11 protein-coding genes are annotated in these 11545 nt (G+C 74.0%); 1 reads left to right on the top strand and 10 read right to left on the bottom strand.

Annotation, left to right across the window (positions count from 1 at the left end):
- From Pta02_RS39000 to Pta02_RS38955, 10 genes are all read right to left on the bottom strand, one after another.
- Positions 1-898 (bottom strand): MCP four helix bundle domain-containing protein (locus Pta02_RS39000; protein WP_203880074.1); only part of this gene is annotated, 898 nt, incomplete at its 3' end.
- A 234-nt stretch (positions 899-1132) separates the two neighbouring features.
- On the bottom strand, positions 1133-2056 hold the full coding sequence (locus tag Pta02_RS38995) for a type II secretion system F family protein (protein WP_203880073.1): 924 nt from the start codon (positions 2054-2056) through the stop codon (positions 1133-1135).
- Positions 2057-2060: 4 nt separating this feature from the next.
- Entirely contained in the window at positions 2061-4061 is a 2001-nt protein-coding gene (locus Pta02_RS38990) for a type II secretion system F family protein (RefSeq protein ID WP_203880072.1), read from the bottom strand.
- A complete protein-coding gene (locus tag Pta02_RS38985) occupies positions 4058-5470 on the bottom strand; it encodes a TadA family conjugal transfer-associated ATPase (protein ID WP_203880071.1) in 1413 nt (470 codons plus the stop codon). Before Pta02_RS38985 ends, Pta02_RS38990 begins: the two co-directional genes overlap by 4 nt.
- 70 nt (positions 5471-5540) lie before the next feature.
- Positions 5541-6758 (bottom strand): CpaE/TadZ family protein, encoded by a 1218-nt coding sequence (locus Pta02_RS38980; RefSeq protein WP_203880070.1) that lies wholly within the window; start codon positions 6756-6758, stop codon positions 5541-5543.
- Between the two features lie 73 nt (positions 6759-6831).
- Complete coding sequence (cpaB, locus tag Pta02_RS38975; RefSeq protein WP_203880069.1) at positions 6832-7617, bottom strand: Flp pilus assembly protein CpaB; 786 nt, start codon at positions 7615-7617, stop codon at positions 6832-6834.
- A 9-nt stretch (positions 7618-7626) separates the two neighbouring features.
- Positions 7627-8772: a TadE/TadG family type IV pilus assembly protein gene (locus Pta02_RS38970; protein WP_203880068.1), complete on the bottom strand. Its 1146-nt coding sequence runs from the start codon at positions 8770-8772 to the stop codon at positions 7627-7629.
- Positions 8760-9257 carry a TadE/TadG family type IV pilus assembly protein gene (locus tag Pta02_RS38965; protein ID WP_203880067.1) on the bottom strand — a complete coding sequence of 166 codons (498 nt, stop codon included), beginning with the start codon at positions 9255-9257 and terminating at the stop codon, positions 8760-8762. The genes Pta02_RS38970 and Pta02_RS38965 overlap by 13 nt, the downstream gene beginning before the upstream one ends.
- Before the next feature lie 4 nt (positions 9258-9261).
- Entirely contained in the window at positions 9262-9444 is a 183-nt protein-coding gene (locus tag Pta02_RS38960) for a Flp family type IVb pilin (RefSeq protein ID WP_203880066.1), read from the bottom strand.
- Positions 9445-9650: 206 nt separating this feature from the next.
- Positions 9651-10025, bottom strand: a complete 375-nt coding sequence (locus Pta02_RS38955) for a response regulator transcription factor (protein ID WP_203880065.1) — start codon at positions 10023-10025, stop codon at positions 9651-9653.
- A gap of 205 nt (positions 10026-10230) precedes the next feature.
- On the opposite strand from Pta02_RS38955, the gene Pta02_RS38950 reads away from it, so the two are divergent.
- Positions 10231-11535, top strand: coding sequence for a GAF domain-containing sensor histidine kinase (locus tag Pta02_RS38950; RefSeq protein ID WP_203880064.1), 1305 nt, complete (start codon positions 10231-10233; stop codon positions 11533-11535).
- Positions 11536-11545 lie beyond the last annotated feature (10 nt).

The raw sequence follows: 11545 nt of genomic DNA, 5'->3' as shown, positions 1-11545 counted from the left end.
CGCCCGCCGAGACGCTCTGCACGTTGCCCGAGACCTGCCCCGCCGCGCCGGCCGCGCTTCCGGCCTGGTCGCTGGCCTCCTCGGCGGTGGAGGCGATCTGCGTGCTGGTGGCGGTCAGCTCCTGCGAGGCCGCCGACAGGCCGGAGGCCGAGTCGTTGATCAGGTGGACGGTCGAGCGCATGTGCTCGACGGCGGTGTTCAGGGCGCCGGCCATCTGCCCCAGCTCGTCGTCGCTGCGCACCTCGGCCCGCAGGGTCAGGTCACCGGCGGCGACGCCGTTCAGGGTGTCGCGGACCGTGGTCAGCTCGGCGACGATACGCCTGGTGACCGCCAGGCCGATGAACCCGGCGACCAGCAGCCCGGCCACCAGGAACAGCAGCATGGTCCGGTTGCCCGTGTCACGGGCGTCCTGGACCTGCCGGGCCTGCTTCTCCGACAGGGCGGTACGCGCGGCGGCCAGCGCGTCCAGCGCGTCGGCGCCCTCGCTCGTCAGCGGCTTGGCCTGCTCGGCGTAGACGGCGGCCCAGGTCCGGGCGTCCCGCTTGTCGGACAGCGGCAGGAGCGTGCCCTCGTACAGGGCGCGGTACCGGGCCCAGGCGGCCTCGAAGGTCTCCAGATGCGGATCGGAGCCGACGAGCTTCCTGTAGTCGGCCAGGTCCCGGGCGAGCTCGGCCTCGTCCTCCTTCAGGCTCTCCAGCCACGCCGCCTTCCGCTCGGCGTCCGGTACGGCGGCGTGCGCCATCACGTCCATCCGGATCTTGATCTGCTGCTGGTGGGCGTGGCCGAGCTTCTTGCTGGCCACGACGCCGTTCTCGTACAGCTCCGCGGCCCGCTCGGCGGCCGACGCCAGCTCGGCGCGCGCCACCAGGAACACCCCGATCGTGACCGCCGCGAGCACTCCCAGAGACAGGAAGATCTTGGTACCGACCCGGCGGCCCCCGAGAAGTCCGTGAAGTAACGATTGCCTGTTTGCCATAGCCGGTGACTTTCTCGCGGGGCCGTTGGACTCGGGCCGTTTCCCGAAGATTCGGCACCCGCGAGAGGAATGTGAGGGAAGTCACCCGGTGGGGAAATCACTCCGCCCGGAAGTCCCCCTGCCCGGAAACCACCGGGCGTCGCGCCCGGGAGCCCCTCAGCTGCCCAGCAGCTCCATGATGCTCAGCGCGCCGGGGCCGATGATGATGACGAACAGAGCCGGGAACAGGCAGAACAGCAGCGGAAAGAGGATCTTGATGGGGACCTTCTGCGCCGCCTCCTCGGCCCGCTGACGGCGGCGCAGGCGCATCTCCCTGGCCTGCTCGCGCAGCACGTTGGCGATCGGGATGCCCAGCTCGCTGGCCTGCACCACCGAGGAGGCGAAACCGCGCAGCTCCATCACGGTCGTGCGCTCCGACATCGCCCGCAGGGCGTCGGTGCGGGGCTTGCCGAGCTGCATCTCGCGCAGCATCCGGGCGAACTCCCCCGCCATCGGCCCCTCGGCGTTGTGGCGGACCTGCGAGACGGCGGCGTCGAAGCCCAGACCGGCCTCCACGCTGACGGTGAGCATGTCGAGGATGTCCGGCAGCGTCTTGGCGATCTCCTGCTGGCGGCGCACGCCGAGGTTGTAGATCAGCAGATCCGGCAGGAAGAACCCGGCGGCGGCGCCCGCCGCGACGCCGAGCACCAGCAGGGCGCCGCCCAGGCCGGAGCCGTACAGCAGGCCGATGAAACCGCCCGCCAGCAGGCCCAGCCCCTTCATCTGCATGACGCGCTCGACCGGCCACTTGGGCGGGTTCCCGGCGTAGGTGAGCGAGCGGTTCATCCGGGCGACCATGCCCGCGGGGGTCAGGCGGTGGGCCAGCCCGCCGAAGCGGCCGGCCAGCGGGCGCAGCACGCGGTCGGCGAAGGACTCCTGGGGAGCCTGCTGTACGGCGCCGCCCCCGCCGTACACGCGCTCGACGGCCTCCAGCCGCGCCGGCGTCACCCGGTGACCGCGGCCCGCGGTCACCACGCGCACGAACAACACGACGGCGGCCGACAGCGCCGTGAACCCTCCCGTCAGCAGCAACAGGCCCATCGGCTCACACCTCCACCTTGATCAGGCGGCTCATCCAGAAGGCTCCCGCCAGCACCAGCAGCACGGCCGCGCCCAGCATGACGATGCCCAGCGGCTCGGTGTACAGCGGGCGCACGTACTCCCCCCGGATGAGGAACATCCAGGCGCCGATGCCGATGGGCAGCGCGATCAGGACGTAGGCCGACAGGCGGCCCTCGGCGGTCAGGGCGCGCACGTGGCGGCGCAGGCGGGCCCGCTCGCGCATGGTGTCCACCGCGGTCGCCATGATCTCGGCCAGGTTCCCGCCGACCTCGCGCTGGATGCGGATGGCCATCACCAGCCACGACAGGTCCCGGCAGTCGGTGCGCTCGGCCGCCTTCTCCAGCGCGTCCTCCAGGTCGACGCCGATCCTGGTCTCGGCCAGGGCCCGGCCGAACTCGGTGCTGATCGGCTCGGCGGACTCGCGCACCAGCGCGGCCAGCGCCTGTCCCAGGGAGAAACCCGAGCGCAGCGAGCCGACGACCAGCTGCAGCGAGTCCGGCAGCTGCTCGGCGAACCTGCGGGCGCGCCGGGCGGCGCGATGACGCCGGTAGAAGGCGCAGCCCGCCCAGCCCGAGGCCGGTCCCAGCAGGACCCCGGCGACCGGCGAGACCAGCAGGCCGAGCAGGACCGTCACCGCGAAGGACACGCCCAGCCGCAGCAGCGTCCACTCGTGCGGCAGCAGCCGCATCCCGGCCTGCTCCAGCTGGACGGTGATGCGCTCGTGCCGGCCCCGGGCGCGCACCACCTTGTCGGTGAGCGCGAGCGCGGCACCCTGCACGCCCTGTACGGCGGCGCCCGCGCCGCCCTGGGGTGCGGCCCGGCGCAGCGCGAAGCGGTCGAGCTGGGCCAGGCGGCGGGAGTCCAGGCCGCGGCGGGGCCCGGCCAGGGCCGCGATCCCCAGCAGCAGGGCGCCCAGCAGGGCGCCGCCGCCCACCGGGTACAGCCAGCCCGGCGGCCCGCCGACCGCGACGGCGGCCGGTCCCGTGCCGGGGGCGGCGCGCGGATCGGCGGCGAAGGCCACCGTCGTTGCGGTGCTCGCCCTCTCCCCGCCCGCCCGCACCTCGACGGTCATGCGCGCGCTGCGCCCCGCCAGCGTGGCGGGCACCCGTACGGTGACCCGCACCGGCGCGGAGAACGCGGCGGCCGCCGACAGGAACGCCTGGGCCAGCTCCTCTCCCCGGGTGGCGCGGCGGACCTGCCCGGTGCCGCTGTCGGCCAGGCGCCGCAGCGCCTCGGCGTCGGTCCCGTCGCCGAAGGCGACCACGTCGAGCACCGCCCCCTCGCGCCGCAGGCGCATGGCCAGCAGGTCCAGGGAGGTCGCGGAGGAGGTGTCGGCCCCGTCCGAGAGCACCAGCATCCTGCGGTCCCCGGCCGGCTGCCGGGCCAGCACCGCCTGGCCCTCGGCGACGGCGTCGTACAGGGCGGTGCTGCCCTGGGCCCGCACCCCGCCCACCGCCGCGGCGAAGGCCCGCCGGTCGGCGGTGGGCTCCAGCAGCGTCCGGGCCTCATCGCCCACCCGGACCAGGCCGATGCGCACGTCGGCGGGCACCGCGGCGGCGTAGCGCAGCGCGGCGTCCTGGGCCCGGGCCAGCGGCTCACCGTCCATCGAGGCGCTGGCGTCGAAGACGATCACGACGGACCGCTCCGGGCCCCCGCCCGGCGAGCCGCCCCCGGACGCCTCCACGGACGCCGCCAGCGTCTCGTTCCCGGCCCGCACCGTGACCTGCGCCTCGTCCAGGGAGACGCCCTCGGGCAGGTTGCGGGCGGTCAGATAGAACTGCGCCTGCCCCGCGGTGACCCGCACGGCGCTGACGGCCGCCGACAGCTCGTCGTCGAGGCGCGCCACCGCCGCCGCGGGGATCGCCACGGCGAGCGTCAGGACAGCCGTCAGCGCGGCCAGGGCCGAGGCGGTGAAGCGGGCGGCGCGCCCGCCCCCGGGGCCCCGCCGTACGACCCGGCCCTCCGGCCGGGGGAGGGACCTCACCACACACCGCCGAAGACGCCCGGCGGGACGGCGACGCCCGCCTTGGCGATCTCGTCGAGGAACGCCGGCCGCAGGCCCGTGGGCACCAGGGTGCCCCGGTAGCGGCCGTTGTCGTCCATGCCGGCGCGGTAGTCGAAGACGAAGATGTCCTGGAGGGTGACCACCTCGCCCTCCATGCCGGTCACCTCGGTGACGTGGGTGATCCGGCGCACGCCGTCCTTCATCCGGGTGACCTGCACGATCACGTCGATGGCGGAGGCGATCTGTTCCCGGATGGCGCGCGCGGGCAGGTCCACCCCGGCCATCAGCACCATCGTCTCCAGGCGGGCCAGCGTGTCGCGCGGGGTGTTGGCGTGCACGGTGGTCAGCGAGCCGTCGTGGCCGGTGTTCATGGCCTGGAGCATGTCGAGGGCGGCGCCGTCGCGGACCTCGCCGACGACGATGCGGTCCGGGCGCATGCGCAGCGCGTTGCGGACCAGGTCGCGGATGGTGACCTCGCCCCGGCCCTCGGTGTTGGCCGGGCGCGACTCCAGGCGCAGCACGTGCTTCTGGCGCAGCTGCAGCTCGGCGGCGTCCTCGATGGTGACGATGCGCTCGCCGGCGGGCACGAAGCTCGACAGCACGTTGAGCGTGGTGGTCTTGCCCGAGCCGGTGCCGCCGCTGATCACCATGTCCAGGCGGCCCCGCACGCACGCCTCCAGCACCTCGGCCACCGGCCTGGTGAACGTGCCGAAGGAGACCAGGTCGTCGACGGTGTAGGGGTCCTTGGAGAACTTGCGGATGGTCAGCATGGAGCCGTCCAGCGCGATGGGGGCGACCACGGCGTTGACCCGGCTGCCGTCGGGCAGGCGCGCGTCGACCATGGGGCTGGCCTCGTCGACGTGCCGGCCGACCCGGGAGACGATGCGGTCGATGACGCGCCGCAGGTGGGCGTCGTCGGCGAAGCGCGTCTCGACCTCCTCGATGCGCCCCGAGCGCTCCACGAAGATCAGATTCGGGCCGTTGACCATGATCTCGCTGACGTCGGGGTCGCGCAGCAGCGGCTCCAGGGGGCCGTGGCCGAGGATGTCGTCGGCGACCTCGTCGGCCACGCGGGCCCGGTCGGCGGCCGTCAGCGGCGTCTCCTCGCCCGCCAGCACCTCGCCGATGGTCTCGCGCACCCGCCGCCGCAGATCGTCGTCGTCGGCGACCTCCTCGGCGTACATCTGGGGGCCCAGCACGTCCAGCAGGGCCTGGTGCACCCGGCGGCGCACCTCGGCCAGCGGGTCGGCTGCCCGCGCCGCCGCGGCGGCGCCGTTCCCGGCCGCCTCGGAGCCCGCCGCCGCGGCCGTACCGGACGCGGTGGCGTGTACGGCGCCGGCCGGCACGGCGGCCGTGCGCCGCCGGGCGATCCTGTCGTTGAGTCCCATCGCTGTCAGTCCCCCTTCCTGTCCTCGCCTCGCGCAGTGCCCTCGCCTCGCACTCCGCCCGTCATGGCCGTCATCCCCTCGCCCGGCGCAGCAGCCCCCGGCGGCCGCGCTCGCGGGAGGGCGGGCCGGGCGGGGCCGACAGGTGCCGGACCGCGATGTCGGCGATGGCGCGGCTGACCGGGTGGGCCGGGTCGGCGGCCGCCAGCGGCACGCCGCGGTTCAGCGACAGCGGCACGTCGGCGCTGGAGGGGATGTGCGCGTGCGGCGGCACCCGCAGCACCCGCTCCACATCCTGCGGGGTCAGCCCGACCGGGGAGCCGGAGCGGTTGAGCGTCACGATGCGCCGGTCGGCGGGGTGGCCGAGCAGGTCGAGCGTCTCCAGCGCGATGCGGGTGTTCTTCAGCGTCAGCACGTCGGGCGCGGCCAGCACCACGAAGTGGTCGGTGACGTCCAGCGCGGCCAGCGCCGGGTCGGAGAAGTGCGGCGGGGTGTCCACCACCACGTAGTCGAACATGTCCCGGGCCAGGCGCAGCACCTCACCCACCAGCGGGCCGCCGATCTGCTCGCCGTCGGTCGGCCGCACCGGCGCCAGCAGCGTGTCCAGGCCGGGCCGGTACGGCGTCAGCAGCGAGCGCAGGCCGGTCTCATCCAGCCGGTCGGCCATCGTGATGGCGTCGGCCAGCCCGCGCTCGGGCGTCAGCTGCAGCGCGATGGCCACATCGCCGAACTCCACGTCCAGGTCCACCAGCAGGACCCGGCGCTGGCCGCCGGCGGCCAGCGCCACCGCCAGGTTCGTGGCGACAGTGGTCTTGCCGCAGCCGCCCTTGGTGGCCAGGACCGTGACGATCCGGCCGGGGCTGCGGGGCCGCTGCCCGCCGTAGGGGGGCTGCTCGCCGTACATGCCCGGGATCTCCTGCGGGAGGGCCAGCCCGCGGGAGACCTCCAGCGAGCGCCCGCACGCCTCCAGTACGGCGCGCGGGTCGCCCGGGTCGGCGACCTCCCTGATCCCGGCCCGCATCGCCTCGCGCAGCAGGCCGGCGCCGGCCTCGGCGCTCAGCAGCACGACGCCGGTCGCGGGGCGGCGCAGCCGCTGCTCGGCGGCGAAGGCCACGGCGTCGGCGGGGGCGGCGCCGGGGCCGAAGACCACCAGCGGCTCGCCGGGGTCGGCGGCCAGGAGCGCGGCCAGCCCCGCGGGGTCGGCCGCGGTCCGCACCGCGTGGCCCGCCTGCCCCAGGAGCGCGGCGAGCTCGGCGGCCGTCGCGGGCCGCGGTTCGTACAGGACGGTCATCACCGCCTCCTTCCAGTCGTCGCGGCCCCGGCTGCGGTGCTCCGCGGGGGCCTGCGGTGCCCTGTCCCGCCGCTCAGCGGAACAGGGAGTGGTTGTCGACGCCGGGACCGGGCGCCACGTCGCTGGTGTCGGTCAGCAGGCCGAGGTAGAGGGTGCCGGTCTGGGCGGCGTGCACCAGCCGTTCGGCCTCGTCCTGGTTGACGGCCACGGTGACCAGCAGCGTCCGCTCCTGCTGCTGCTCCTGCTCGGCCTCGGCCGCCTCGGCGCCGCCGGCGGGCAGTGCGCGGCGCGGCCCCACCGCGAGCACCTGCACGCGCGGCAGCAGCACCCGGGTGGCCCGGTTGGTCTCGGGGCTCTCGGCCAGCCGGTCGCCGGAGGGCACGCCGTCGCGGCCCTTGAGCACGTTGAAGGTGTCGAAGACGGTCACTTGCGTGTCGGGGCGCACGTATCCGGCGACGTCGGCCGCGGCGGTCATCTCCACCGCGATCGCCATCTTGCCCTCGGGAATCGTCAGCCCCCCGGTCGTCTGCTGCGGCTGGGCGAACATGCCGCGCAGCAGCAGCTGGCGCGGCTGCAGCCCGGCGGTCAGGGCCAGCCGGTCCAGCGCGGCGTCCACGGTGCTCAGCGCGTCGGCGGGGACGGTCTCGGCGGGCATGCGCACCAGCTCGGCCAGTCCCCGGGCGCGGACCTGCTCGCCGGTGGTGCCGGCCGGGATGCGCTCCTTGGCCACCAGCACGCCGACGGCCTTCTTGCCCTCCAGCGCCCGGGACTCGGCCCCGGAGACGTAGACCAGCACGGCCGCGATCCCGGCCAGGCCCAGGACCAGCGCGGCCAGCAGCGTGAATATGCGCGACTTCAATGTCTCCCCCTAACCGATCAGAGTCACGATGGACGCGCCCAGGTCCGGGCCGCCGATCGTGCCCTTCACCGGGATGAGGGCGCGGGTGAAGTAGCCGTAGACGCACTTGTCCGATCCCGAGCAGTACTGCCTGCCGGTCAGCGACGAGGCCTCGGAGAACCCGGGCAGCGCGTAACCGGTGATGACGAACGGGGCGAAGCCCTCGATCGTGTAGACCGTGTTCTGGCCGGTGCCCGCCACCGCCCGGAAGATCGGCAGGTAGGCCAGTGCCCCGTCCCCGCGCAGGCCCTCCAGGACCTCCTGGCACTCCTGGGAGGCCGACACCCCCGGGTCGCCGCCGTAGGTGCCGTCGGCCTCGATCATCACCGAGCAGCTGTCGTCGAGGTCGTCCAGCCAGCCGAACCCGCCGGGGTTGTCGCCGCCGGAGCCGCGGGTGGTGCAGTGCCGGGCCGTGGTGGTGTGCAGGTAGAGCGCGACCTCGGCCGAGGCGGGCGCGGTCGCCGGCGGCGCCGGCGCGAACGCCGTGCCCTCCGCGGTGGCCTGGCGCCACTCGCACAGCGAGATGGTCAGCCCCAGGCCCCTGGCCCGCAGCGGCGGCCCCCAGGCGGCGCGGGCGCAGGCCCGCACCTCGGCCCCGGCGTAGTCCGCGCGGCCGAGCAGCGTCTGGGCCAGGATCGGCGGCAGCAGCGTGCTGCCGCCGGGCCTGCGTGACAGGGTGCGCGCCTCCACGTAGACGGAGGTGGCCGGGGGATCACCGATGCAGGCGGTCAGGTTGGTCGCCGGCGGCGGGCAGGAGGGCAGGCCGCCGGAGGTGCGCCCGCACAGGGTCTCCACCGCCGAGGTCCCGTCCTTGGCGTTGACGTCGGCGTAGCGCCGCGCCGTGGTCAGCGGGGCCGTACCGCACCGGCCGGCGTCGCGGGCGCACTGCTCGGCCACCGCCACGGCGGCCGCGTCGGCCCCGCTCTGCAGTTCCTCGCGTTCGGCGTACAGCCGGCCGACGTCGATGGCCAGGGCGCCCATGCCCAGCAGCACTCCGCCCGCCAGCACCACGCAGACGAGCACGGCGATGCCGCCCTCGTCCCCGCCGCGCCACCGCGCGCGAAGGGCCCGCAGGGCTCGCTGTGGCCGGATGCGGGACCACTTCAGCCCAGACACGGCATGACCCCCCTGCCGGACAGGGTGATCGGCCCGTCCAGGCCGCCGCCGAACAGCGCGGCCAGGCCCGCCACCGGCGTGATGAACTCGAATGAGTACCTGACCTCGACGACGGCGTCGGCGCCGGGGTCAGGAGCCGGGGGGCAGGAGGTGACCGTGCTGGAGACCGGGGACAGTCCCTGCATGACCGATGCCACCCGGGGCGCGGCCAGGTGCCCGAGCGCGACGGCCCTGGCGCCCTCCCGCGCGGCCTCGGTGAGCGTGATCTGCGCGTTGAACATGCGTCCGAAGTCGATGATCGCGAACAGGAGGAAGACGATCACGGGGAGCATGAGCGCCGTCTCCACCGAGGCGGCGCCCCGGTCACCCGCCCGCCGGCCTCTCGCCGTGCGGTCCGCGTCATCGGGGATCGTCGTACGGCCCGCGCGCCGGTCCGGCAGCGTCGCCGTACGCTCCGGCTGCGCGCGAGCGCCCAGCCGGAGCACGCGATCAGCCGATCTGGTCGAGGATCTCGCCGAACTTCACATCCAGGCCCTGGCCGAGCAGGATCACCGTGCCGACGATGACCGCCGCGATGAGCGCGACCATGAGGCCGTACTCCACCGCCGTCGCGCCGCGGTCGCGGCCGGACTCGCTGAGCAGCTCCTGGAGCTTGAGATAAAGACCGGTCATGGTGCACTCCTCCGTGAGTCCCAGCCACCGGGGAAGATCCGCCATGGTGGCTTTCCGTGAGTTGACCGCCACCGTACGTTGCGATTGGTTGCAGTCACGGGTGCTGGAAGGGTGCAGAACCGTTGCAGGTGACTTATTGTGGTTACTTGTGCACGAAAAGCCACTTTACGCCTGCGGGTGCCCCGGTCACCGTCCGGGGCGTCCCGTCAAGGACGGGCGCGTGCCAGCAGCGCGCCGACTCGAACCGCCAGCTCACGCGGGCTGAAGGGCTTGACCATGTAGTCGTCCGCGCCGGCGCGGAAGCCCTCCTCCACGTCGGCCTCCTGGGCCTTGGAGGTCAGCATGAGGACGACCACGCCCTCCATGCCCGGCATGGCGCGCAGCCTGCGGCACACCTCCGGCCCGGACAGCCCCGGCATCATCCAGTCCAAGATCACAATGTCGGGCCGCTGTTCCTCCAACGCCGCCAGAGCCTCCATCCCGTCGCCTGCCGTGCGCACGTCGTGACCCGCCTGTTCCAGTCGGAACACGGTCAGATCTCGGATGTCGAGATCATCCTCGACGATCAGAACATTGCTCATAATCACCTCGTGACGTCGTCCCCGAACCCCCTTCGGGGAACCCCCTGGTCAGCGTTCATACCCGGTTCCGCGCTTCTAGGCCTCCCGCCCCGCACGGGGACGACGCCCGCGGATCGAAGTGGCCCATCTCTCAACTCCACCCCCCACCGGCCGAAGGACAGGGGAGGGGTCCGTGCACGCTGTAGTGAGTCGTGAAGGGGTGCCGATGAACGGACTGGACGCCGAGGCAGCACGCGTGCGGGAGCTGCATGAGTACGGCCTGCTCGACACGCCGGCAGGTCCCGAGCTCGAGGCCGTGCTGCGTACGGCGGCCTATGTCGCCGGCACGCCCACCGCGACCCTGAACCTCATCGACACCCACCGCCAGTGCCAGCTGACGACCGTCGGCTTCGAGGGGGGCGACTCCCCCCGCGACGAGTCGATGTGCGCCACCAGCATCACCATCGGCGGCTTCGTGCACATCCCCGACGCGGCCCAGGACCCGCGCTTCTCCGGCAACCCGTGGGTGGACGGCCGGATCGGGAAGATCCGCTTCTACGCCGCCGCCCCGCTGGTGACCCCCCTGGGCCACGCGCTGGGCACCCTGTGCGTGTTCGACTCCGTGCCCGGCCGGCTCGGCCCGGAGCAGATCGACCGGCTCACCGACCTGGCCCAGGTGGTGCTGGGCCTGTTCGAGCGGCGCCGTCAGGCGCGCGTGCAGCAGGAACTGGCCGAGCAGGCCGAGCGGGCCCGCCTGGAGGTGGCCGTGGCCCACCGCGAGCTGGAGCACCGCCAGCGGCAGCTGCAGGCGGCGCACCAGCAGGTCGTGGACCGCACCGACGAGCTGGAGCGCTCCAACACCGAACTGCAGCGCTTCGCCGCCGTGGCCAGCCACGACCTGCGCGCGCCGCTGGCGGTCGTCAACGGCTACCTGCAGCAGCTGGAGGAGACCTACGACGTGCAGTTCGACGCCCGGGCCAAGAAGTGGATCGCCACCGCGATCGCCGGGACCGGGCGGATGACCGCCCTGATCGACGCCCTGCTGGCCTACGCCCAGGCCGGGGCCACCTATGTCGTGGCCGACGACACCGATCTGCAGGAGATCTTCGATCTCGCCGTCACCGACCTCAGGACCGCCGTCACCGCCACGGGCGCCGAGGTCCGCGCCGACGGACGGCTGCCGGTCGTGCGGGGCGACGCGGTGCTGCTGCGCCAGCTCCTGCAGAACCTCATCGCCAACGCCATCAAGTTCCGCCACCCCGACCGGCCCGCCCGCGTCACCTGCTCGGCCGAGCACGCCGAGGGGACCTGGACGGTGTCGGTCGCCGACACCGGCGTGGGCATCCCCGCCGAGCGCCGCGCCTCGGCCTTCGGCATGTTCGAGCGCCTGGACGCCTCGCGCGCCACCCCCGGGCACGGCATCGGCCTGGCCACCTGCCAGCGCATCGTCGAACGCCACGGCGGGCGCATCTGGATCGACGAGACCCCCGGAGGGGGAGCCACCGTGCGCTTCACCCTCCCCGAGCTGTAGGAGGACGCCC

This window comes from Paraplanobispora takensis (genome assembly GCF_016863195.1).
Lineage (GTDB): Bacteria > Actinomycetota > Actinomycetes > Streptosporangiales > Streptosporangiaceae > Planobispora > Planobispora takensis.
This window is presented reverse-complemented; position numbering and strand designations above follow the sequence as displayed.

Excerpts from the sequence above, each read along its gene's own strand:
- Pta02_RS38995 (WP_203880073.1), bottom strand. The coding sequence starts at position 2,056 with ATGGGCCTGTTGCTGCTGACGGGAGGGTTCACGGCGCTGTCGGCCGCC.
- Pta02_RS38985 (WP_203880071.1), bottom strand. The coding sequence starts at position 5,470 with ATGGGACTCAACGACAGGATCGCCCGGCGGCGCACGGCCGCCGTGCCG.
- Pta02_RS38980 (WP_203880070.1), bottom strand. The coding sequence starts at position 6,758 with ATGACCGTCCTGTACGAACCGCGGCCCGCGACGGCCGCCGAGCTCGCC.
- Pta02_RS38960 (WP_203880066.1), bottom strand. The coding sequence starts at position 9,444 with ATGACCGGTCTTTATCTCAAGCTCCAGGAGCTGCTCAGCGAGTCCGGC.
- Pta02_RS38955 (WP_203880065.1), bottom strand. The coding sequence starts at position 10,025 with ATGAGCAATGTTCTGATCGTCGAGGATGATCTCGACATCCGAGATCTG.
- Pta02_RS38950 (WP_203880064.1), top strand. The coding sequence starts at position 10,231 with ATGAACGGACTGGACGCCGAGGCAGCACGCGTGCGGGAGCTGCATGAG.